24 protein-coding genes are annotated in these 22,472 nt (G+C 72.8%); 16 read left to right on the top strand and 8 right to left on the bottom strand.

Features of this window, described 5'->3' with window-relative positions; translation table 11 throughout:
• The first annotated feature begins 65 nt into the window (after positions 1-65).
• The gene (locus F4562_RS29810; RefSeq protein ID WP_184539797.1) at positions 66-1,424 is read left to right on the top strand and encodes a S8 family serine peptidase; all 1,359 of its coding nucleotides are present in this window, start codon (positions 66-68) and stop codon (positions 1,422-1,424) included.
• Positions 1,425-1,692: 268 nt separating this feature from the next.
• On the opposite strand, the gene F4562_RS29805 is transcribed toward F4562_RS29810, so the two are convergent.
• The gene (locus F4562_RS29805; protein WP_311733880.1) at positions 1,693-2,436 is read right to left on the bottom strand and encodes an ABC transporter permease; all 744 of its coding nucleotides are present in this window, start codon (positions 2,434-2,436) and stop codon (positions 1,693-1,695) included.
• The gene (locus F4562_RS29800; RefSeq protein WP_184539795.1) at positions 2,433-3,182 is read right to left on the bottom strand and encodes an ABC transporter ATP-binding protein; all 750 of its coding nucleotides are present in this window, start codon (positions 3,180-3,182) and stop codon (positions 2,433-2,435) included. The genes F4562_RS29805 and F4562_RS29800 overlap by 4 nt, the downstream gene beginning before the upstream one ends.
• 74 nt (positions 3,183-3,256) lie before the next feature.
• Between F4562_RS29800 and F4562_RS29795 the strand changes: the two genes are divergently transcribed.
• Complete coding sequence (locus tag F4562_RS29795) at positions 3,257-3,907, top strand: TetR/AcrR family transcriptional regulator (protein ID WP_184539793.1); 651 nt, start codon at positions 3,257-3,259, stop codon at positions 3,905-3,907.
• Positions 3,908-4,042: 135 nt separating this feature from the next.
• Complete coding sequence (locus F4562_RS29790; RefSeq protein WP_184539791.1) at positions 4,043-4,897, top strand: ion transporter; 855 nt, start codon at positions 4,043-4,045, stop codon at positions 4,895-4,897.
• Between the two features lie 6 nt (positions 4,898-4,903).
• Here the strand turns inward: F4562_RS29790 and rpsD are convergent, their stop codons facing one another.
• Entirely contained in the window at positions 4,904-5,518 is a 615-nt protein-coding gene (rpsD, locus tag F4562_RS29785) for a 30S ribosomal protein S4 (RefSeq protein ID WP_184539789.1), read from the bottom strand.
• A gap of 87 nt (positions 5,519-5,605) precedes the next feature.
• On the opposite strand from rpsD, the gene F4562_RS29780 reads away from it, so the two are divergent.
• The 4 genes from F4562_RS29780 (at position 5,606) to F4562_RS29765 (ending at position 9,319) form a co-directional block, all read left to right on the top strand.
• Entirely contained in the window at positions 5,606-6,331 is a 726-nt protein-coding gene (locus tag F4562_RS29780) for a DUF2470 domain-containing protein (protein WP_184539781.1), read from the top strand.
• 150 nt (positions 6,332-6,481) lie between these two features.
• Positions 6,482-7,054: an MFS transporter gene (locus F4562_RS29775; protein WP_184539779.1), complete on the top strand. Its 573-nt coding sequence runs from the start codon at positions 6,482-6,484 to the stop codon at positions 7,052-7,054.
• Positions 7,055-7,328: 274 nt separating this feature from the next.
• The gene (locus F4562_RS29770; RefSeq protein WP_184539777.1) at positions 7,329-7,931 is read left to right on the top strand and encodes a copper chaperone PCu(A)C; all 603 of its coding nucleotides are present in this window, start codon (positions 7,329-7,331) and stop codon (positions 7,929-7,931) included.
• A gap of 17 nt (positions 7,932-7,948) precedes the next feature.
• A complete protein-coding gene (locus F4562_RS29765; RefSeq protein WP_184539775.1) occupies positions 7,949-9,319 on the top strand; it encodes a Dyp-type peroxidase in 1,371 nt (456 codons plus the stop codon).
• 97 nt (positions 9,320-9,416) lie between these two features.
• Here F4562_RS29765 and F4562_RS29760 read toward each other — a convergent pair whose 3' ends face one another.
• Positions 9,417-10,370 (bottom strand): phosphotransferase family protein, encoded by a 954-nt coding sequence (locus tag F4562_RS29760; protein ID WP_184539773.1) that lies wholly within the window; start codon positions 10,368-10,370, stop codon positions 9,417-9,419.
• A 123-nt stretch (positions 10,371-10,493) separates the two neighbouring features.
• Here F4562_RS29760 and F4562_RS29755 point away from each other — a divergent pair, with 123 nt between their 5' ends.
• Positions 10,494-10,688, top strand: coding sequence for a CsbD family protein (locus F4562_RS29755; RefSeq protein WP_184539771.1), 195 nt, complete (start codon positions 10,494-10,496; stop codon positions 10,686-10,688).
• Between the two features lie 63 nt (positions 10,689-10,751).
• On the opposite strand, the gene F4562_RS29750 is transcribed toward F4562_RS29755, so the two are convergent.
• Positions 10,752-11,048, bottom strand: a complete 297-nt coding sequence (locus F4562_RS29750; RefSeq protein WP_184539769.1) for a hypothetical protein — start codon at positions 11,046-11,048, stop codon at positions 10,752-10,754.
• 95 nt (positions 11,049-11,143) lie between these two features.
• On the opposite strand from F4562_RS29750, the gene F4562_RS29745 reads away from it, so the two are divergent.
• Positions 11,144-11,509, top strand: a complete 366-nt coding sequence (locus tag F4562_RS29745) for a hypothetical protein (RefSeq protein ID WP_184539767.1) — start codon at positions 11,144-11,146, stop codon at positions 11,507-11,509.
• Between the two features lie 162 nt (positions 11,510-11,671).
• Complete coding sequence (locus F4562_RS29740; protein WP_184539765.1) at positions 11,672-11,938, top strand: hypothetical protein; 267 nt, start codon at positions 11,672-11,674, stop codon at positions 11,936-11,938.
• 115 nt (positions 11,939-12,053) lie between these two features.
• Here the strand turns inward: F4562_RS29740 and F4562_RS29735 are convergent, their stop codons facing one another.
• Complete coding sequence (locus tag F4562_RS29735; protein ID WP_184539763.1) at positions 12,054-13,256, bottom strand: ROK family transcriptional regulator; 1,203 nt, start codon at positions 13,254-13,256, stop codon at positions 12,054-12,056.
• A gap of 145 nt (positions 13,257-13,401) precedes the next feature.
• On the opposite strand from F4562_RS29735, the gene zwf reads away from it, so the two are divergent.
• From zwf to eda, 4 genes are all read left to right on the top strand, one after another.
• Positions 13,402-14,877 carry a glucose-6-phosphate dehydrogenase gene (zwf, locus tag F4562_RS29730; RefSeq protein ID WP_184539760.1) on the top strand — a complete coding sequence of 492 codons (1,476 nt, stop codon included), beginning with the start codon at positions 13,402-13,404 and terminating at the stop codon, positions 14,875-14,877.
• 182 nt (positions 14,878-15,059) lie between these two features.
• On the top strand, positions 15,060-16,982 hold the full coding sequence (edd, locus tag F4562_RS29725; protein WP_311733879.1) for a phosphogluconate dehydratase: 1,923 nt from the start codon (positions 15,060-15,062) through the stop codon (positions 16,980-16,982).
• On the top strand, positions 16,979-17,935 hold the full coding sequence (gene glk / locus F4562_RS29720; protein ID WP_184539758.1) for a glucokinase: 957 nt from the start codon (positions 16,979-16,981) through the stop codon (positions 17,933-17,935). The genes edd and glk overlap by 4 nt, the downstream gene beginning before the upstream one ends.
• Entirely contained in the window at positions 17,932-18,543 is a 612-nt protein-coding gene (eda, locus tag F4562_RS29715; RefSeq protein ID WP_184539756.1) for a bifunctional 4-hydroxy-2-oxoglutarate aldolase/2-dehydro-3-deoxy-phosphogluconate aldolase, read from the top strand. The genes glk and eda overlap by 4 nt, the downstream gene beginning before the upstream one ends.
• A gap of 66 nt (positions 18,544-18,609) precedes the next feature.
• Here the strand turns inward: eda and F4562_RS29710 are convergent, their stop codons facing one another.
• Complete coding sequence (locus tag F4562_RS29710) at positions 18,610-19,884, bottom strand: cytochrome P450 (protein WP_184539754.1); 1,275 nt, start codon at positions 19,882-19,884, stop codon at positions 18,610-18,612.
• 467 nt (positions 19,885-20,351) lie between these two features.
• Here F4562_RS29710 and F4562_RS29705 point away from each other — a divergent pair, with 467 nt between their 5' ends.
• Both F4562_RS29705 and F4562_RS29700 read left to right on the top strand, forming a co-directional pair.
• Positions 20,352-21,017, top strand: a complete 666-nt coding sequence (locus tag F4562_RS29705; RefSeq protein WP_246473599.1) for an AAA family ATPase — start codon at positions 20,352-20,354, stop codon at positions 21,015-21,017.
• A 167-nt stretch (positions 21,018-21,184) separates the two neighbouring features.
• A complete protein-coding gene (locus F4562_RS29700; RefSeq protein ID WP_184539752.1) occupies positions 21,185-21,511 on the top strand; it encodes a cupin domain-containing protein in 327 nt (108 codons plus the stop codon).
• Positions 21,512-21,601: 90 nt separating this feature from the next.
• Here F4562_RS29700 and F4562_RS29695 read toward each other — a convergent pair whose 3' ends face one another.
• Positions 21,602-22,450 (bottom strand): ABC transporter ATP-binding protein, encoded by an 849-nt coding sequence (locus F4562_RS29695; RefSeq protein ID WP_221206536.1) that lies wholly within the window; start codon positions 22,448-22,450, stop codon positions 21,602-21,604.
• Positions 22,451-22,472: the final 22 nt, after the last annotated feature.

Here is a 22,472-nt window from a genome sequence, read left to right as displayed (position 1 = left end):
GGCGTGATCAGCGGCAATGCAGGAATGTGGTGAGGTTGGCTCCCCCTCACCGCCGGTGGTGCACCATGCGAGTCCTGCTCCAGCTCCGCCCCTCACCCGACGTCGTCGCCGCCGTGGCCGACCCCGCGGTCACCACCGCGGCGGCCGACGTGGCCGACACGCTTCCCGGGGTCGTCCTCGACCCCTCGTTCGCTCCGGTCGTCGTGCCCAGGCCCGTGCCCGGCGGCGGGGGCGACCCCCTCTCCCTGCACCAGCCGCTGACGTTCTCCATGGCCGCGGGGGACGCCTCGGTGCTGGTCCGCGGGGAGATCTCCGACGACGAGATCTCCACCCGGGTCAGCCTGCTGCCGGCGTTCCGTCCCGACGTCGTGGGGGTCTTCGCCGACCCGGTGATCGGGCCGAACCTCACCTGCGGCGGCGACCCCCCGGTGGGCGACTGGCACGACGTGGAGCGGCTGCTGCGGGTCGCCGAGCTGGCCGAGGAGGGCCTGGACGGCTCGGGCGTCGCCGTCGCCGTGCTCGACACCGGCATCAACGCGCGGCACGTCACCCGGCGGCTCGACCGCGAGGTGAGCCTCGACGCGGGGCGGAGCTGGAGTCCGGCGGGGGTGAACGGCGGGCCGGGCGAGTTCACCGTCGACCACGGCACGATGTGCGCCTTCGACGCGCTGATCGCCGCCCCGCGCGCCTCGTTGATCGACGTCCCGGTGCTGCTCTCCCGGCGGCCGGGCGGTTCGGCCCTCGACGGCCTGCTGTCGGACGCCATCGCCGCCTTCGCCCACCTGCGCACCGTCCTGGAGGGGCAGCCCGCCGGATCACGCTCCCTGGTGATCAGCAACAGCTGGGGCTCCTTCTCCCCGCTCTGGGACTTCCCCGTCGGCCACCCGGGCAACTACTCCGACAACCCGGCCCACCCGTTCAACCTGATCATCTCCAGCCTCGACCGGGCCGGCGCCGACGTGCTGTTCGCCGCCGGCAACTGCGGTCGCGAGTGCCGCGACGGCCGGTGCGCCTACCCGGACCGGCCGATCGCGGGCGCCAACTCCCACCCGGACGCCCTCTCGGTCGGCGGCGTCGACGTCCGCGGCGACCGGGTCGGCTACTCCTCCCAGGGGCCGGGCCGCCTGACCGCCCGCAAGCCCGACCTCTGCTGCTACACCCACTTCGCGGGCTCCGGGGCCTTCGGTGACGGCGAGCCCGACTCGGGCACCTCGGCCGCCTGCCCGGTCGCCGCCGGCGTGGTGGCGGCGGTGCGCACCCTCTGGCCCTCCTCCCGGCTCTCGCCCGCCCAGCTGCGCACCCTGCTACGCCGTACCGCCGACGACCGCAGCGACGTCGGGTTCGACGACGACTACGGGTACGGCGTCCTCGACACGCGCGGCCTGATCGCCTCGTTGCGCCGCCGTGCCAGGCGCGTAGCGTGAGGTCATGCTTCTGGTCAGCGTACGACTCCCGGCCCGGGCGACACTCGCCGACGCGATGCGCCGCCTGGGCCTGGCCCAGGACGAGGTCGACACCGCCTACGGCCTGGTGTCCGTCGATCCCGACCTGGGCCTGTACGTCCTGCGGGTGAGCAACACCGCCGCCCGGCGCGTCGGCGCGGAGGCGGACGGGGACGGGAGCGTCCACTCCGACCCGGGGATCGAGCCCTACGGCCCGCCGCGGACGGACGCACCCCCGGAACGCGGCGTGTCAGGCGTTCGCGCGGTTGAAGACGCGGGTTCCCACGACGACGCAGGCCACCGCCAGGACCACGGACACCGCGGCGCCGGTCGCGACGGTCCCGGTGACGTAGTGTCCGGCGAAGAGCTCACGCAGGGCTTCGAGCACGTGGCGGAACGGGGTGGCCAGGGAGAGCGCGTCCAGCCAGCCCGGGGCCATGGACATCGGCAGGAAGGCCCCGGAGAGCAGGATCAGCGGGATGACCGCCGTGCTCATGACCGGGGCGAACGCGTCGGGGTTCATGGTGAGCGCGATCGCGTTGGACAGCGCCGCCAGGCCGACACCGAGCAGGATCATCAGGACGAGCCCGACCAGCACGCCGGGTACCGCCGCCCGCAGGCCGAAGGCGTACCCCACCGCGACCAGCACGAGTGACTGGAGCAGCAGGACGACGGAGCCGGCCAGCACCCTGCCGAGCAGCAGGGCCACCCGGCGCGCCGGGGTGACGCGCAGCCGTTCCAGCACCCCCGACCTGGCGTCGAAGACGATGCCGAACCCGGCCAGGCCCGCGCTGAGCAGTGCCACCTGGATCAGCAGTCCGGGGATCAGGGTCTCCCAGGTGCCGATGGTGGCGAACAGCGGGCCGAACAGCACCAGGTAGAGCATCGGCTGCAGGACGCCGAAGACGATCCCCGCCCTCTGCCGCAGGGAGATCCGGACGTCGTGCCGGAAGATCAACCAGGTGTCGCGGATGACGTTCATCCGGTCGTTCACCGTCCCTCGTTCTCGGCGTCGTCCCGCAGGGAGCGACCGGTGATGGAAAGGAAGGCGTCGTCGAGGGTGCCGGTGCCGCCCTTGAGCTCGGCCGGGGTGCCCTCGGCGACGATCACGCCGTGGTCGATGACGAGCAGGCGGTCGGCCAGCGCGTCCGCCTCGTCGAGATAGTGCGTGGTCAGGAAGACCGTCAGGCCGTCCTCGTCGCGCAGCCTCCGGATGTGCGTCCAGAGGTCGGCCCGACTCCGCGGGTCGAGACCGGTGGTGGGCTCGTCGAGGAAGAGCAGCGACGGGCCGTGGACCAGCCCGAAGGCCAGGTCGAAACGGCGGCGCTGACCTCCGGAGAGCGCACCGCCGGGCCGGTTCTCCAGGCCGGTCAGGGAGAGCGAGCCGAGGATCGCCGCGACCCGCTCACGCGCCTCGGCCTGACGCATGCCGTACAACATGGCGTGCAGTTCCAGCTCCTCCCCCACCGGATTGGCCGGGCCGATTCCACCGCCCTGTGAGACGTAGCCGATCCGTCGTCGTACGTTCCGCGGATCGGTGATCAGGTCGTGCCCGGCGACCGTGGCACTGCCCCCGCTGGGGGTCAGCAGGGTGGTCAGCATCCGCATGGTGGTCGTCTTCCCCGCCCCGTTGGGGCCGAGGAATCCCACGATCTCTCCCTTCTCCACCGTCATGTCGACACCCCTGACGGCCTCGACACCACCCGGGAAGGTCTTGCTCAGTGCCGATGCTTTGATCATTGTGCACCTCCATTTTTAGGTTAACACTATTTTTAGAGTCACATCAAAAATTGCTCGGCACCTAGAATGAGGCCATGAGCGAGGGCCTGCGCGAGCGTAAGAAGCGGGAGACCCGGCGACGCATCTCCGACGTCGCGACGGGGCTGTTCCTCGCCCGAGGGTTCGACAACGTGACGGTGGCGGAGGTCGCCAGGGTCGCCGACGTCTCGGTCAACACGGTCTTCAACTACTTCGCCACCAAGGAGGATCTGCTCCTCGACCGCGCACCCGAGGTCGAGGACACGCTGGCCCGGGTGGTGCGGGACCGCAAGCCGGGCGAGAGCGTGCTACAGGCGGTACGCCGCGACTTCCTGGACGCCCTGGACACCGGCCACCACCGCTACGGCTTCCACGAGGGCGGCGGAGACTTCATCCGGATGGTCGAGGCCAGCCCGACGCTGGTCGCCCGGACCCGGCAGATGGCCGAGGCCCGGGAGCGGAGACTCGCCCAGGCCATCGCCGAGGAACTGGACGCCGACCCCGACGATCTCACCCCCGCCCTCGTGGCGGCGCAGATCGACGCGACCCTGCGGACCCTGGTCGGCGAGGCCGTACGGCACATGCTCGCGGGCGAAATCGTCGGCGCCATCACCCCGCGTCTGCGACGGCAGGCCGAACACGCTTTCGACCTGCTGGAATCGGGGATCGGGGGATACCGCGTCCGGCGGGAGGACACACCTGGGTGAACCCGGGTGACCCGGGCGGGGTGAGCAGCGAGCGGTCCGGGCTTCCCGATCGATCACCGCAAGGCCCTGTTTTCCGGGCATCCGTTAAGATCGGGCGCTGTACTCGGCCGCCGACACCCAGGAGCCCCCGTGCCGGTGCGCGAACGTCTTCGCGCCGCCCTGGAGACCCCCCGTTTCCAGCACCTCATCATCGCCGTCATCGTGATCAACTCCGTGACGCTGGGGCTGGAGACCTCGGCGACGGCCGTCGCACGGTACGGAACGGCGCTCACGGTCGTCGACCACCTCGCGCTCGCCGTCTTCGTCGTCGAACTGTGCGCCAAGGTCTACGCCTACGGCTGGCGGTTCTTCCGCAACCCGTGGAACCTGTTCGACACCGCGATCGTCACGGTCTCGCTGCTGCCCACGGCGGGCGGCCTGTCGGTGCTGCGCACCCTGCGGATCCTGCGGACGCTGCGGCTGATCTCGGTGGTGCCGAGCCTGCGCAGGGTGGTCACCGCCCTGCTCGCCGCCGTACCGGGGATGACGTCGATCGTGCTGTTGCTGAGCCTGGTGCTCTACGTCGCGGCGGTGATGGGCACGAAGCTCTACCACGAGACGGCGCCGAAGTACTTCGGGGACCTGCCCACCTCGCTGTTCACACTGTTCCAGATGATGACCGGTGACGCCTGGTCCGACATCACCCGCGAGGTGATGACCCGGCACCCGTGGGCCTGGGTGTTCTTCGTGCTCTTCATGCTGGTGTGCACCTTCGTGGTGCTGAACCTGTTCATCGCGGTGGTCGTCAGCGCGATGGAGGAGGAGCACGCCGAGGAGTCCGTGCATGCCACCGAGGAGCTGGGGGCCGTGCTCCTGGCCGAGCTGGCCGAGCTGCGGGCCGAGGTGCGGGAGCTGCGCGACCGGGTCCCCGCGGCGCAGAACGGGCCCGCGGCACGGAACGGGCCCGCGACGCAGAACGGGCCCGCCGCCCGGCGGGCGGCGGGCCGGTAGGACGGCTCAGCGGGAGTAGAACTCCACCACGAGCTGCTCGTCCACGGGGACGACGACCTGCTCGCGCAGCGGGCGGTTGACCAGGGTGAACCGGAGCTCACCGTGGTTGACGTCGATGTAGGGGGCGACCCGGTCGTCGGCGTAGACGCCTTCGGAGGCCGCGACGAACGGCTGCATGCGGCGCGACTTCTCACGCACCGCGATGACCTGTCCGGGCTTGACCAGGTAGCTGGGGATGTCGACCTTCCGGCCGTCCACGGTGATGTGGCCGTGGGTGACGTACTGGCGGGCCGCGTAGATCGACGGGGCCAGGCCGGCGCGCAGGACGAGCGAGGCGAGCCTCGACTCCAGCAGCACCACCAGCTCGGCGCCGGAACGGCCGCTGCTGCGCACCGCCAGGTCCCAGTAGCGGCCCATCTGGCGCTCGGACACGTCGTAGTACCAGCGCAGCTTCTGCTTCTCCATCAACCGGAGCCCGTAGTCGCCGGTCTGGCGGCGGTTCGTCTTGCGCCCGTGCTCGCCCGGCGGGTAGGGCCGCTCCTCGAAGTAGCGGACGGCCTTGCGGGTCAGCGGGACGCCCGCCCGGCGAGAGAGCCGAACCTTGGGTCCGGTGTAGCGCATCATCACTCCTGTGTGATTAGGTCTACCTTAGTTAGGTAAGACTTACCTTAGCTGTAGAAGACGTCCGATCTCAAGGAGAGCCGGTTCATGCAGCCCGTCGTCGCCCCGCCCGTCCCGGAGCGGGTTCGTACGCTCGCCGCCGCGGCGGCCCCCACCCACGTCTCGCTCGCCGGTTCCGACCGGCCCGCGATGCCGGCGAGGGGCGGCGTGGACGGCGCAGGCCGCCCGGTGCTGCTCGTGCTGCCGGACGAGCCGCTGTACGACATGCGGGACGAGCCGGTGGTGACCGTCGACCTCACCTCGAACCGCCTGCTGGGGGAGCGCGAACTGTCGCGGGGCCTGCTCAAGGTGCAGGGATGGCTGCAGGCCGTGCCGGAGCGCGAGGCGCGGGAGACGGCGGTGGCCATCGCGGAGCGGTGCCCGGACGAGGCCCTGTTCACCGCGCTGGAGAGCACCGGCGGGGCCCGGCTCCTCCGCGTCGACATCGGCCAGGTGGTTCACATCACCGCCACCGAGTCGGGCATCCTGGACGCCGAGGAGTATCTCGACGCCGCCCCCGACCCGTTGCTGGGGGAGGCCGAGCGCATGCTGCACCACGTCAACAACGCCCACCGTGAGCAACTGAGGAGGGCGGTGGGCTTCCTGCTCTCCGCTCCCGCGCCTGACGCCTGGCTGTGGGAGCTCGACCGCTTCGGGGCGACGATCCGCTGCGACATCGACGACCCGACGCTCGTCCGCCTGCCCTGGCCCACCCCGGCCGGCGACGTCGCGACCCTGGAACACGCCCTGCACTGCCTGCTCTGCCACCGCTGACCCCGGCACGCCGCCGCCCCCGCCACGCCGCCGACCCCGCCATGGCGCCGGTTCGCCACGCAGACCGGGACGATCCGCCCCCCGCGCGGAGGAGCTTGATCACACTCCGGCGGGAGGGGCGACCACACGATGTGTGATGATTGCCGCATCATGTTCGTCACGTCGTCCTTCCGCCTTGCCCGCGCCTCGGCGTTCGCCGCGGTGTGCTCGGGGCTGGGAGTGGTCGCGCACGTGTTCGCCGGTGGCACGGTCACGGCGGCGAGCGCGGCGGGCGGGCTGGCACTGGCGTTCGGGATCGCCCTTCCGGTGACCGGCCGCGAGCGTGGCGTGCGGACGATCCTCTCGCTGCTCGGCGGCGGGCAGGCGGCCCTGCACATGCTGTTCGCCGTGACCTGCCCGGTGGTGGGCCACGCCGGCGCGGCACATCCGCACTCCGGCCTGCTGGCCGACGTCGCGATGCTGACCATGCACGGCTGGGCCGTGGTGTTGACCGCCCTGTGGCTCGCCCGGGGCGAAGCCCTGCTCTGGTCCCTGCTGCGGCGCCTCGGCGCGCGGCTCGGCCCGGTGCTCCTCGGCGAACCGTGCCCCGCCGGGGCACCCCTGCTGCCCCCTTCCCAGGGCGGGCCGGGCCTTCCCCGGCTGTCCGCGCTCCGCCATGTGCTGCACCGGCGCGGCCCTCCCCCGCGGCGTCCCGTCTTCCTCTCTCTGGTCCCCGGCCTCTGACGGCCGGCCACGACCGTCCGGCGTGACCGGGTCTGTCGTGTGCCCGCGCCCGTCTCCACCGGCGACCACGCCGGTCGTACGCTCCGCCGTCCGACGGCCGTCTGACGGCCGTTCGACGGCCGTCCGAGCGACCCGGCGCCCTGTGGCCCAGAGGCTCCCGCACCCGCGGACCGGTTCCGTCCGGTGGCGGGGTCCCGCATGACTTACCCGACGCTTCCGCGTGCCCGTCGAGCACCGCTCCCGGCCGCGGCACCGTACATCGAAAGGCTTTTTCATGATTGTTCGTCGTGTTCTCCGCACCGGTCTGCTGGCCGCGCTCACCAGCGTGTCCCTGGTGGCCTGCGGCGCCCAGGAGAGCGGGCAGTCCACCGCGCGACAGGAACCGCAGGTGACCGCCTCCGCCCCCGCGACCGCCCCCGTGTCCGGCCCGGCGGCCGCCGGCGCGGTCCTGTCGGTGGTGGACCCGTGGGTGAAGACCACCAAGAAGGGGATGACCGCGGCTTTCGGCACCCTGGTCAACAACACCGACGCCGAGGTGACGGTCGTCTCCGGCAGCACGCCGCTGTCACCGAAGGTCGAACTGCACGAGGTGGTCGAGTCCGGCGGAAAGATGGTCATGCAGCCGAAGCAGAGCGGCTTCGTGATCCCCGCCCGGGGCACGCACCGGCTCCAGCCGGGCGGCGACCACATCATGCTGATGGGCGTCACCGAGGAGGTGAAGCCCGGCGCGCAGGTCGCCTTCACCCTCACCCTCAAGGACGGCAAGACCCTGGAGTTCACCGCCGTCGGCAAGGACTTCGCCGGCGGCAAGGAGGACTACCAGCCCGGCCACGGCACGGGCGGTGAGAACGAGGGCGGCCACGAGGGCAACGGCTGAGCGGGGAGGAGAACCTGATGCAGGAATCCCCCACCGGGAGCCTCCCCGGCCGGGAGGCCCCCAGGCCGGAGGGCACCGGGCCGGAGGCCCCCAGGCCGGAGGGCACCGGGCCGGAGGGCACCGCCCGGCGACCCCGGCTCAGCAGACGCGGCCTGCTCACCGGAGGAGCCCTCACCGCCGTCGGTGCCCTGGCGGCGTGCGCTCCGGAGAAGGACGCCTCCAGGCTTCCCGCACCGGGTGCCGCCGCCGCACGGCAGGTCACCGGCGAAGGATCCCCGGGGCAGGGGACGGGCCGGGCGACCGCGGTGCCCGGCGGCGTCGCGACCGAGCCCTTCCACGGTGCCCACCAGGCGGGAATCGCCACGGCACCGCAGACCTACGGGATCTTCGTCGGCCTGGATCTGCTGCCGGACACCGATCGTGAGGCGATCACCCGGATGATGCGGCTGCTCACCGACGACGCCCTGCGGCTGACCGAGGGCAGGCCCGCCCTGGCCGACACCGAGCCCGAGCTGGCCGACCTGCCCTCCCGGCTGACGGTCACCTTCGGCTTCGGTCCCGGCCTCTTCACCGCGGCCGGGCTGGAGGACCACCGCCCGGAGTCGGTGGCCCCGCTGCCCTCCTTCAAGATTGACAAGCTCAGGAAGGAGTGGAGCGGCGGTGACCTGCTGTTGCAGATCTGCGCCGACGACGCCCTGACCCTCTCCCACGCCCTGCGGATGACGGTCAAGGACGCCCGCTCGTTCGCGAAGGTGCGCTGGACCCAGCGGGGGTTCCGGCGCAGCCCGCAGACCCAGGACCCGGGGCTGACCCAGCGCAACGTGATGGGTCAGCTCGACGGGACCGTCAACCCCAAGCCGGGCACACCCGACTTCGACCGGGCGGTGTGGGTGAGCGACGGGCCCGAGTGGCTGCGCGGCGGCACCACACTGGTGCTGCGGCGCATCCGGGCGGAGATGGAGACCTGGGACGCCGTCGACACCGTCGGCAAGGAGTTCACCGTGGGCCGCCGGCTGGACACCGGCGCTCCGCTCACCGGGCAGCGGGAGCACGACGAGGCCGACTTCGGCAAGCTCAACGCGACCGGTTTCCCGGTGATCTCCGAGCAGGCCCACATCCGCCGGGCCCACGTCACCGACCCGGGGATGCGGATCTTCCGCCGCCCCTACAACTACGACGAAGGGCTCACCGAGCAGGGACACTCCGACTCCGGGCTGCTGTTCGCCTCCTACCAGGCGGACATCGCCCGGCAGTTCATCCCCATCCAGAAGAGGCTGGCCGAGGCGGACCTGCTCAACGAGTGGACGACGCCGATCGGCTCGGCGGTCTTCGCCATCCCGCCGGGCTGTTCGGCCGGCGGGTGGATCGGGGAGACCCTGCTGTCCTGAGCTGTCCTGCCCCCTCTTCCTCGACCCGCCCGCCGCCAGGACCGTCCCCGGACACCCGGGCACCGGCGGCGGGCGGGCTGAGACCCGGCCGGTACGCCTACCTCGTTTCCGCCGCCTGAGCTTCCGCCCTCGCTTCCTCCCCCGCCTCCGCCGCGAGCCTGGCGCGGAGCGTGCCGAGCGCGTCGTCCACCAGTTCCGGTTCCCCCTCCCGAAGGCCGAACAGCACGTCCAGCGCCGGATCGGCCAGGCTCCAGAAACCGAGCTTGCGCGCCAGCAGGCCGGTGAACGGCAGACCCCGCCGGGCCTGCACCCGCCGAACGAACCCGGACCCGGCCTCGGCCCACAGGTAGGACAGGTCGTAGTCGGGATCGCCGATCTCGGCGTCGCCGAAGTCGATGAGCCCGGTGATCTCGTCCCCGGTGACCAGCAGATGGTCCAGGCTCACGTCGCCGTGTGTCAGCGTGGGACGGTAGGCGAAGTTGGCGTCGTCCTCCAGATAGCCCTCCCAGGCGTCGAGCAACGCCCGTCCCTCCCCCGGCGTCAGCTTCGGGAGCACCTCCTCGCGGATCGACGACAGGTCGGCGGCGAAGTCGTCCCGCAGGTCCCACGTCGGCATCCCGAGCTTCCCGGCCTTCTCCACCGGGAAGGCGTGGACGGCGTCGAGCGTCCGGGCGACCTGCTCGACCGGCCCCGGCAGGTCGAGCAGCCCCCGCGCGTGCCACTGCCCGGGGGAGAGCACCTTGCCGGGGACCAGGGCGTAGCCGCAGAACGAACCGGGCCCGAGCGGGTTGGGTGCGGTGAACAGGAACCGGGGGATGGGGAGGTCGAGGACGAGCTCGGGCAGCAGCCGGGCCTCCCGCTCGATGCTCTCGGCACCGTCGTCGTTCTTCGGCAGCCGCAGCACGATCGACCCGTCCAGGAGCACGGTCACGTTGTCCAGACCGGCTCCCAGCGGCCGGAGCGGGGCGTCCCGCAGTCCGGGCAGCACGCCGCCGAGCGCGCTGCGCACCCTCGGCTCCCAGTCTTCCGGCAGTGAGACTCTCCTGATCATCGCTCCACGCTATCGGCCACGGCGCCGCACCGCTCCCGGCCTGGAGGGCACACGTTTACGCCCCACCCTGAGGGCAGGGACATCCCTGGATGGCAAAACTTCACAAAAGGGAGGAAGCCTACGATGGGTGCCGAGGACAAGATTGCCAACAAGGCCGAGGAACTCGGCGGCAAGGTCAAGGAAGGCGCCGGTCGCGCCACCGACGACGAGCGCCTCGAGGCGGAGGGCCGCAACGACCAGGCCAAGAGCCACCTCAAGCAGGCCGGCGAGAAGCTCAAGGACAGCGCCGAGAAGGTCAAGGACGCCTTCAAGAGCTGACGCGGGCCGTCACGCGGCGGGGTCCCGGCACGCCGGAACCCCGCCCCGGGCCCACCGGAACCCTCACGAGGCGGGGCCGACCTCCGGTTGGGCGGTACCGGACTCCTCACCCTCGGTGGCCTGGTCGGCGGTGCCGGCGGCGCCGGCGCGTTCCTCGTCCGGGGTGCGGCGGGCGTCCTCCGGGTCGGCCGGGAGCGGCCGTTCCGGGAAGGAGGTGTCGGCCCCCGAGCGCTCGGCCACCACGCGGGTCTCACCGTCGACGCCGCGCGGTCCGGCGGGCGGCTGATCCGTCTCCGGGGTGTCCTGCTCCGGGGTGTCCTGCCGGGTCGTCTCTTCGTTCGCATCACGCTTGTCGGTCATGCCGCTCCCCTCCCCCGGCGACCTCCGAATATGTCGCCCGGCAGGAATGGAGCCGGACGACCGGGTAGGGGACGGTCGACGAAGGGAGTGAGATCATGACGGTGACCCGATTCCAGGACCTGCCACTCGCCGACGCCGACAGGACCTGGGACAGCGGCGAGGCCGACAAACGCGTCCGCTCGTGGGCCGGTGCCGAGGAGGAGCCCAACGCCCGCTACCGCGAGGCCCACGTCTGGTACGACGGTGACGCCCCGGGCGACTTCGGGTCGTACAAGCTCCCGATCGCCGATGTGATCGGGGGCGAGCTCAAGGTCGTGCCGCACGCCGTGCGGGCCGCCGGCGGGGTCATGCAGGGAGCCCGGGGCGGGGTCGACGTGCCGGCCGAGGAGGTCGCCCGCATCAAGTCCCACCTGGCCAAGTACTACGCCAAGATGGGCGAGACCGCTCCCTGGGACCGTTGAGCGCCGCGTTTCGCGTTCCACGTCGACCCGGTGCGGCGCATCCCGATGCGACCGTGACGGCCTCCGGCATCGAAGGACTGGTGGACGCACTCGGCGAGCCCGAGGGCACATGACAGCGAGGCATCCGGGTACGGGATGCGTCTTGATCGAGGAGAGGGGAACATGACTACTCCTGAGGGACAGCAACCAGAGGAAACCTCCGCCGACGGCAGGGCCATGGTGCCTGCGACGCCGCGCGACGTGGTTCACATCCGTCTCGGCTCGTTCGTGCTGGTCGCGCTGATCGGCATCAGCGTGATCGGCTTCGTGTCGGGCCTCACCTGGCTGCTCGCCGTGACCGCCGTCCTGGCGGTGGTGGTGGTCGTCGACATGGTTCTGGCGATGCGCCGGCAGAGCCGTGCCCGCGGCGGGATGCCGGAGGCCGGCTGACCACCCGCCCGGGAGGGGATGCGGCCGGTGCGCTTCGGGTGCCCGGCCCGCCCTTCGGACGTGGGAGCGGGCGGTCGTCCACCGCCCGTGGGAGGGAGAAAGCCCGGTCCGCCTTTCAGAGGTGAGTGCGGGCGGTCCGGGGCGGGTGGGTGCCGGGGGAGTCGATCGCCTCGGGTGACAGGATGTGGTCCAGGACCATGTGCGCGCAGCCGGTGATCCCGGCGCCGGGGCCGAGGCGGCTGCGCTCGATGCGCAGGTTGCGGGTCGACAGCGCGGTCGAGCGGCGGTGGACGACCTCGCGGACCCCCGAGACGAGCGGCTGGAAGGTCTCGGCGACGTCGCCGCCGAGGACCACCACCGAGGGATTGAGCAGGTTGACCGAGGTGGCCACGACCTCGCCGAGCATCCGGGCCGCGTTGCGCACCACGGTCATGGTCTCGGCGTCGCCGGCCCGGACCAGGCTCACCACGTCGGCCAGGGTTTTGACCTCGTGGCCCCGGGCTCGCAGGTCGCGCAGGATCGCGGTGCCGCTGGCGACGGAGTCGACGCAGTCGACGTTGCCGCAGCGGCACAGCACTCCCCCGCCGTCGCGCACCGGGATGTGGCCGATCTCCCCCGCGGCCCCCAGCGCGCCGCGCAGGATCTCGCCGCCCGCGATGATGCCGGAGCCGATCCGGGTGGAGACCTTGATGAACAGCAGGTCGTCGGCTTCGCCCGCGTAGACCGCGCGGTGCTCGCCGATCGCGATGACGTTCACGTCGTTGTCGAGGAAGACCGGCCCGGGGAAACGGCCGGCGATGATCGGCGGGATGGCCACGCCGGTCCAGTTGGCCATGATGCGGGCACTCTCGGTGCGGCCGGCGGCGAACTCCACCGTCGCGGGGACGCCCATGCCGACCCCGCGCACCAGGGAGACGGGCCGCTCGCCCAGCAGGTCGTCCCAGGTGTCCATCACCAGGGGGAGGACGATGTCGGGCCCCTCCTCCACGTCGATGTCCAGGGCCGCGCGGGCCAGCGGCTCCCCGGCGAGGTCGCAGACCGCGATCTGTGCCCGGCTGGCGCCGAGGGAGGCGACCAGCACCACGCCCCCGGCCGCGTTGAAGCGCAGCCGGGTCGGCGGGCGCCCGCCGGTGGAGGGGCCGTCGCTGTCTTCCACGACGAGCTCGCGGTCGAGCAGCTCGGTGACGCGGAGGGAGACGGCGGGACGGGACAGGCCGGTCACCCGCCCGATGTCCGCGCGCGTGACGGCCTCACCGGTGCGGATGAGGCGGAGCACCTCACCGCTGGTGGCGAGCGCGGCAGCGGGACGTCGAGGCATCGGTCAAGTGAATCACATCTGCTTAGGGAATGAAAAGTTCGAACTTTCTCAGTACGAATTACAAAACTCCGCTTGTGTAGAGCGCAACATCTGGCTAGTGTCCGATCTATCCCCAATTCCGGTCGACCCCATGGAGAGTTCCCCCATGTCCGAGACCCCGCAGCCCGCCGACCTGATCGTCTTCGGCGGCACAGGCGACCTCTCCATGCGGAAACTCCTCCCCGCGCTCTACCACGCGGACCGGGACGGGCTCCTGGCCCCCGAGACCCGGATCATCGCGATGTCCCGCGGCGGGCTCGACGACGACGACTTCCGCGGCAAGGTGGACGCGGAGGTGCGCGGCTTCGTCCCGGTCGACGACCCCGGAGTGTGGCGGCGCTTCGTCGGCCGCCTGCACCACGTGACCATCGACATCGGCGGCCAGGACCCGACGGGCTGGAGGCGGCTGGCCGGCCTGCTCGCCGGGCACGAGCAGCGGGACCGGGTGTTCTACCTCGCCAGCCCGCCCATGACGTTCGGCCCGTTCTGCCGCGAGGTGAACCGCGCGGGCCTGGTCACCCCCGCCTCACGGGTGGTGCTGGAGAAGCCCCTCGGCCGCGACCTGGCCAGTGCCCAGGGCATCAACGACGAGGTCGGCGCGATCTTCCACGAACGGCAGATCTACCGCATCGACCACTACCTGGGTAAGGAGACGGTCCAGAACCTGCTCGTGCTCCGGTTCGCCAACGCGTTCCTGGAGCCGATCTGGAACTCCCTGTGGATCGACCACGTCCAGATCACCGTCGCCGAGACCGTCGGCACGCCCGGCCGCCGCGGCTACTACGACCACGCGGGCGCGCTGCGCGACATGGTGCAGAACCACCTGCTCCAGCTGCTGTGCCTGGTGGCCATGGAGCCGCCGTCCCGCAACGACCGCGAGTCCATCCGCGACGAGAAGGTCAAGATCCTGGAGGCGCTGCGGCCCATCACCGGCACCGAGGTCGACCGCTTCACCGTCCGCGGCCAGTACACGGCCGGCGAGTCCGGCGGCGTGCCGGTCCCCGGCTACCTCGACGAACCCGACAGCACCGCACCCACCGAGGAGTCGCACCGGGTGGAGACCTTCGCCGCGATCCGGGCCGAGGTGAAGAACTGGCGCTGGGCCGGCGTGCCGTTCTACCTGCGCACCGGCAAGCGCATGCCCGACCGGCGCTCGGAGATCGTGGTGCAGTTCAAGGACGTGCCCCACTCGATCTTCCCGGGAAGCGCACCCAACCGCCTGGTGCTCCGGCTCCAGCCGAGCGAGGGCATCCAGCTGCACATCATGGCCAAGGAGCCGGGGGCGGGCGAGGTGGCGCTCAAGCCGGTCCCGCTCGGCCTGAGCTTCGCCGAGACCTTCACCGGCCGGGTGCCCGACGCCTACGAGCGGCTGCTCCTCGACGTCCTGGCCGGCAACCCGACCCTGTTCATGCGCCGGGACGAGGTCGAGGCCGCGTGGCGGTGGATCGACCCGATCCGCAGCGAGTGGGACGCGCAGACCATGCCGCCCGAGCCGTACCCCGCGGGGACCTCGGGGCCGGCCGGCGCGCTGGACCTCGTCACCCGCAGCGGCCGCTGCTGGCACGAGGAGGGCACGGCGTGAGCGGCCGGACCGGCGGCGGCCCTGTTCCCGCGTCCGGCGGGGGACGCGGAAGCGACCGCGCGGACCGCGGCGAGCACACCGGCGGCACCTGCGACGCGGCCCGGACCGGCCGGGCAGACCATACCGACGGCGCCGCCCGAGACGGGCACGCCGACCGAACCGACGAGTACCGAGGAGGCCGGGTGCACCCCGTGATCCAAGAGGTGACCGACCGCCTGATCGAGCGCAGCCGCCCCAGCCGCGCCGCCTACCTGGCCCGGCTGCGCGCCGAGGCGGAGGCGGCCCGGCTGCGCGGCCCGGCCAGGTCCAGCCTGGGCTGCGCCAACCTCGCCCACGGCTTCGCCGCCGCGAGCGAGACCGACAAGATCGACCTGCGCGGCACGGTCAAGCCGGGCGTGGCGATCGTGTCGAGCTACAACGACATGCTGTCGGCGCACCAGCCGTACGAGACCTACCCGGCGATCCTGAAGGCGGCGGTCCGCAAGGCCGGCGGCGTCGCCCAGTTCGCCGGCGGCGTGCCCGCGATGTGCGACGGCATCACCCAGGGCCGGGCCGGCATGGAGCTGTCGCTCTACAGCCGGGAGGTCATCGCGATGGCCACCGCGATCGCGCTCTCGCACGACATGTTCGACGCGTCCCTGATGCTCGGCGTCTGCGACAAGATCGTCCCGGGTCTGCTGATCGGCGCGCTGCACTTCGGCCACCTGCCCGCAGTGTTCGTCCCGGCCGGGCCGATGGGCTCGGGCCTGCCCAACAAGGTCAAGGCCCGCACGCGGCAGCTGTTCGCCGAGGGCAAGGTCGGCAAGGACGAGCTGCTGGACGCCGAGGCCAAGTCCTACCACTCCCCCGGCACCTGCACCTTCTACGGCACCGCCAACTCCAACCAGGTCATGATCGAGGTCATGGGCCTGCACCTGCCCGGCGCGACGTTCGTCAACCCGCGGACCGAGCTGCGCGAGGCACTGACGCGGGCCGCGGGCCGGCGGGCGGTCGAGCTGACCGTGCACGGCGAGGAGTACACCCCCGTGGGCGAGGTCGTCGACGAGAAGGCGATCGTCAACGCGTGCGTGGCGCTGCTGGCCACCGGTGGTTCGACCAACCACACCATGCACATCGTCGCCATCGCGGCGGCGGCCGGCATCGAGCTGCTCTGGGACGACCTGGCCGCGCTGTCGGACGCGGTCCCGCTGCTGACCCGCATGTACCCCAACGGCCAGGCCGACGTGAACCACTTCCAGGCCGCGGGCGGCATGCAGGTGCTCATCGGGGAACTGCTCGACGCCGGGCTGCTCCACGGTGACGTGCTGACGGTCGCCGGACGCGGGCTCGACCACTACCGTTCGGCCGCCACCCTCAAGGACGGCGAGCTGATCTGGGAGGAGCGCACCGAGGGCAGCGGTGACCCGGACGTGCTTCGCCCGGTCTCCGACCCGTTCTCCGCCGACGGCGGCATCCACATGCTCGACGGCAACCTGGGCCGCGCGGTCAGCAAGGTCTCCGCGGTCAAGCAGGAGCACCTGGTCATCGAGGCGCCGGCGAAGGTCTTCGACGACCAGCTGGAGCTGCTGCGCGCCTTCGAGACGGGCGAGCTGGACGGGCAGGACTTCGTGGCGGTCATCCGCTACCAGGGCCCCAGCGCCAACGGCATGCCCGAGCTGCACAAGCTCACCCCGCCGATGGCGGTGCTCCTGGACCGCGGGCAGCGGGTGGCGATCGTCACCGACGGCCGCATGTCCGGCGCCTCCGGCAAGGTTCCCGCCGCCATCCACCTGTCGCCCGAGGCCGCCGACGGCGGCCCGATCGCGCTGGTCCGGGACGGCGATCCGATCCGTCTCGACGCCGCCGCCGGCACGCTGGAGCTGCTGGTCCCGGCCGAGGAGCTGGCCGCCCGCACCCCGCAAGGCGCGCCGCTCACCGACGCGCAGTGGGTGGGCACCGGCCGCGAGCTGTTCGGCGCCTTCCGCCGCGCGGCGGGCCCGGCCGAGCGCGGCGCGAGCGTCTTCGCCCTCAACGGCCGCGCCGAGAGCCTCGCGGCCGCCGCGGGGCAGGGCCGCACGGCCGCTCCGGGACACAGCCCCGCGGGTTCCGCCGGGGGCAGCCGGTGAGCCTTCCCTGGCTCGTCGCCGACGTCGGCGGCACCAACGCCCGGTTCGGTCTGGTCACCGAGCCGGGCGGACACCCGGAGTCGGTGGCCGTGCTCGCCGGCGCCGACCACGGCGGCCTGCCCGAGGCCGTGGCCGCCTACCTGGCGGACCACGCGGGCGGAGTGCTGCCCGGGGCGGCGTGCATCGCGATCGCGGGGCCCGTCGAGGGCGACCGCTACCACCTGACGAACGCCGGCTGGACCGGGTCGGCGCGCGAGCTGGGCATCCCGAACGTGTGGCTGCTCAACGACTTCGAGGCCCTGGCCGCCTCCCTGCCCCACCTGGGCGGCGGTGACCTGGTCGCGCTGGGCGGTCCCGAGCCCTCGCGCGGCGTCAAGGCCGTGCTCGGCCCGGGGACCGGCCTCGGCGTGGGCGGCCTGGTACCGGCCGGGGACGACTGGGTGCCGCTGCCCTGCGAGGGCGGGCACGTGACGATGCCCGTCCGCGACGAACTGGACCGGGAGATCCTCCGGGCCCTGCGCGCCGACGGGCTGGAGTACCCGGTGGCCGAGCACCTGCTGTCCGGGCCCGGGCTGTCGCGTCTGCACCGTGCGCTGGCGCTGGTACGCGGCGTGGACGCGCCGCGGTTGCCGGCCGCGGACGTCGTGGCCAGGATGGACGACTCGCTGTGCGCGGAGACCGTCGAGGTCTTCTGCGGCATGCTCGGCACCTTCGCCGGGAACGTCGCGCTGACCCTGGGGGCCCGCGGCGGGGTCTACGTGGGCGGCGGGGTGCTGCCGCGTATCGTGGACCGGGTCGCCGCCAGTGGTTTCCGCCGCCGGTTCGAGGCGTCCCCCACCCTGCACGACTACCTCGCCGACATCCCCACACTGCTGATCGTGGCCGCCCAGCCCGCCCTGACCGGCGCCGCGGCGTGGCTGGACCGGCGTCTCGCCACCATGGAGTACACATGAGCCTGCTCGACATCGCCCCGGTCGTCCCGGTCGTCGTCATCGACGACCTGGAGACCGCCGTCCCCCTGGCGCGTGCCCTGGTCACGGGCGGCCTGCCCGTCATCGAGGTGACCCTGCGCACCCCCGTCGGCCTGGAGGCCATCCGGCGCATCGCCGCCGAGGTCCCCGACGCGGTCATCGGGGCGGGCACCGTGCGCACCCCGCAGGACGTGGCCGCCTCCGTGGAAGCCGGGTCGAAGTTCCTGGTCAGCCCGGGGAGCACCCCGGCCCTGGTCGACGCCTTCGAGGCGAGCGGCGTGCCGTTCCTGGCCGGTGTGGCGACCGCGTCGGAGGTCATGGCGCTGGCCGAGCGCGGAGTGACCGAGATGAAGTTCTTCCCGGCCGAGCCCGCCGGCGGCCTGGCCTACCTCAAGGCGCTGGGCGGCCCGCTCCCGCAGGTCCGGTTCTGCCCGACGGGCGGCATCAGGCTCGCGACGGCCCCCGACTACCTGGCGCTGCCGAACGTCGGCTGCGTGGGCGGGACCTGGCTCACCCCGGCCGACGCGCTGGCCTCCGGCGACTACGCCCGCATCGAGAAGCTCGCCGCCGAGGCGGCCGCGCTGCGCTGACCCGCCGCCGCGTCGCGTCACGCCCGTGCGACACGGCGGCCGGGACCGCCCCGCACGGCCCCGCGGTCAGGACCGTGCGGCGCCGGGCTCAAGCCGGGCGGCGGGGCGTCCGGTCGTGGCGGGACGCGCGGCGCTCAGCACGAAGCCGCTGGCGGGGCGGGCCGGAACGCGCCGCAGCGAGATGGACAGGTCCTGCTCGGGGACGTCGTAGTCCAGCCCGGCCAGCTTCGGGATCAAGGTCCGCAGCAGGCTGACGGTGATGGCCTCGCCGGGGCACCGGTGACCGGTGCCCGGATCGCCGCCGCCCTGCGGGATCAGGTCGAACACGCCGATGTCCCGGCCGACGAACCGCTCCGGGTCGAAGGTGTAGGGGTTCTCCCAGAGTCCGGGGTCGTGGTTCTGGCCGTAGACGTCGAGCAGGACGAGCGCGCCGGCGGGGATCGGCTCGCCGCGCCAGGAGAGGTCCCGGACCGCCCTGCCTCCGACGAACGGCGCGAACGGGTAGAAACGCCGCACCTCATGGGTGAACGCCTCGGCGAACGCGGTGTCGCCGTCCCGCAGCGTCGCGCGATGGCGGGGCCAGCGGTGCAGGGCGTGCGCGGCGAACGTGACGAACCAGGTCACGGCCACGGTCGGGCGGATGACGTTGAGCAGTTCCACCGCCGCCACCCGGGGGTCGAGGAGTTCGCCGTCGGCGTCCCGGTGGCGGGCGGCCACGCGGAGGGGGGAGCCGGGCGGCGCAGCGACGGTGCCCTCCCGCACGTCCTCCACCAGGCGGCCCAGCCACGCCTCGCGGCGCGCGCGGGCCCGCCGCGCCCGCCAGTGCCGCGGCCCGAGAGTGGCGAACCCGTCCACCATGGCCACCAGGTCGGCGGCGAGGTCCGGCACGTCGTCCTCGTCCAGCGGGATCCCCGCCCACGGGCAGACCGCCCGGGTCAGGATCCTGGCGGTCTCGTCGAAGAGCACGACCCGGTGCCCGCCGCTCCACGACGCCGCGGCTTTGTCCCAGGCCGCGGCGGTGGCGTCCACGAGGGCGGCGATGCCCGCGTCGGTCATGAGGGAGGTGAACATGGCCTTGCGCACGCGGTGGGCGGTTCCGTCCAGGGTGTGCACCGCCCCGTCGCCGAACAGGGTGCTCTTCACCGGGCCTGGCAGCGCCGTACTCCGCTCGACGTGGTCCTCGTCGTAGAAGAAGCGCGCCGCGTCCGGCCCGCACAGGGCCACGGCGCGCTGCCCCATCACCCGGGTGCGCACCACCTCCTTCGGGGTGCGCCGCCGCCGGGCGGGCAGCCAGCCGTAACCTTCGAGCAGCAGGAGAAAAGTGTTGTCGAGATCGGGCATGTCGCCCCTCTCCCCCCGTGCCTGCGGGTGAAACCGTGTCCCCGGTGAAACCGGGGGCTCACGCCCCGGCGGGCACGCCCTCACGCACGGCGTCCCGGCGGATCGGCGCCTCCGTGTCCCGTCCCGGCCGGGCGGTGCCGAGCGGCGGGGACGAGACGTCGCGCGCCGCTCGGCGACCGGGGACGTCCTCCAGGTCTCGTCGCTGCTACCCCCGGCCGGATCGCCAAGGGCGAGTTGAAGACCGCGCATCCGCCCTCCCATCGCGCGCCGTGGTCCTTTAGCCTGGGACAGGACGAGGGGAGTACTTCCCAAGAACCGCTCCGGTCAGTACGGGCGCCCCATGGCGTCCCCGGACGGTCGCCCGCAGCACACGGGTGAAGGAGACCTCGAATGGCCGAGCGCATTCGAGGAGTCCCATGCCCGCCAGCCGAAGCGGATCCCCTGCCAGCCGGAAGGCCTCGCACCTCATGACGAGACAGTCCCCCCGTCCCGCCGAGGCGCGTGAGGCGACCGCGCCGACCCCGCCTCCCTCCCGCGCTCATGCCCTCGCCGCCGAGGACCTGCGTTACCCGGCCGGGTCGCTGGTGCTCCTCGCCGGCCTGCCTGGCGCGGGCAAGAGCACCCTGCTCGACCGGCTGTACGGGCTGCGCGGCGACGAGAAGGAGCCGGTGCGCGCGGACGGGGCATGGGTGATCGACTCCCGGCAGGCCCGTAACTGGTGGGCGCCTCACCTGCGGGTCCTGCCGCCCCGCATCCGCATCCCGTTCGTGTACGCCACCCACGTGTGGCGGATCTCGCGCGTCCTGCTGGGCGGCGGGCACGGCACCGTCGCGCACACCAGGGGCACCTGGCCGCACATCCTGTACGGCTTCGCCTGGCTGGCCAGGCGGGCGGGCGGCGAGGTCCACCTGATCCTGCTCGACGTGGATCCGGAGGTGGCCCGGGAGGGGCAGGTCGCCCGCGGCCGGGTCGTCACCGACGCCACCTTCGCCCGGCACTGCCGCCGCTGGCGGTCGATCGTCGGCCGCGCTCGCGACGGTGCCCTCCCCCCGGCCGCGGGTGTGACGGTCCTGGACCGCCCGGGAGCCGACCGGTTGCGCGCCATCCGTTTCGACGAGCGGCGGGCCGCCTGAACCGGCGCGGGCAGCCGGCCATCGTGGGGGAGGCGAGAAAGAAGATCACTCTAGGAGCGGTAGCCACGGGCCGGGCGGGGTAGGCGCGGGGCGGGCGGCTTTACCCGCGCCTGGCACTGTCCCCCGCACACCCGGGGCAGGTCTCACAGGAAGCAGGAGGAGCACCGATGACCGACGTACTGGCCCTCGCCGAGGAACATCTGGCTCTGGCCAAGGGGAACCCGCACGGCCGCAGCACCCACACCTACGTCAACGAGGGGCTGCTGCGCCAGGCGCTCATCGCCCTCACCGCGGGGACGGCCCTCGGCGACCACGACGCCCCGCCGGCCGCGAGCCTGCACGTGCTCTCCGGGCGGGTACGGCTCATCGACGACGAAAAAAGCCTGGAACTGCGCACGGGGCACGCCGCCCCCATCCCGCAGCGGCGCCACTCGCTGGAGGCCGACGAGGACTCCGTGGTCATCCTCACCAGCGTCGTCAACGTCCCCGACTGATCCCGGCCCGTCAGGTGGCGCGCTCGCCGGACCCCCGGGGCTTGGAGGAGACCGGGGAGGAGCACAGGCGGGCACGGCGGCGGGCCGATGTCAGGGGCGGGTGGGCAGCCTCGGGACGCTGTCGATCAGGCGGCGGGTGTAGGGGTGGCGTGGGGAGCCGAGCACGGCCGCGGTCTCACCCTGCTCCACGACCCGCCCGCGTTCCAGGACCGCCGTGTACTGGCAGAGCAGCGCGACCACGGCCAGGTCGTGGGAGACCATCACGACGGTGAGGCCGTGGCTGTCGCGCAGCTCGGCCAGCAGGTCGATGACCCGGACGCGGGTGGAGACGTCCAGCGCGCTGACGGGTTCGTCGGCGAGCAGCACCCGGGGCTCGCACACGATGGCCCGCGCGATGGCGATGCGCTGGCGCTGGCCGCCGGAGAACTCGTGCGGATAGCGGTGCGCGGCGTCGGGCGGCAGCCCGACGGACTCCAGCGCGGTGGCGACGCGGAGTTCGGCGAGCGCCGCGCCGCTCCGGCCCCGGGGCACCACGCCCAGCGAGCGCAGCGGTTCGGCGACGATCCTGCCGACCCGCTGCCGGGGGTCGAGCGAGGAGTACGGGTCCTGGAACACCATCTGCACGCTGCGCCGGAACGCCCGCATCCGGACGCGGTCACGCGGGGAGAGCGGCGCCCCGTCGAAGAGGACGCGACCCGACGTGGGCGTGGCCAGGCCGAGCAGGAGCCGGAGCAGCGTCGTCTTGCCCGCGCCGGACTCGCCGACCAGCGCCGTGCTGCGTCCGGCGAGCACCTGGACCGAGATGTCGGAGAGCACGGGGGTGCCGCCCCGGTAGGCGAAGCCCGCTTCGCGCGCCTCCAGGATCGGTGGAACCGCGGCGTCCGGGATGGGCGAAGCCGCCGCGTCCCGGGCCGGCGGGGCCGCGCCGTCTTTCGTCACACGGTCCGTCGTGCCGGACGCC

This window comes from Streptosporangium becharense, from assembly GCF_014204985.1.
Classification (GTDB): Bacteria; Actinomycetota; Actinomycetes; order Streptosporangiales; family Streptosporangiaceae; genus Streptosporangium; species Streptosporangium becharense.
The sequence above is the reverse complement of the archived record's forward strand: the minus strand, read 5'-3'. Positions and strand labels throughout refer to the sequence as shown.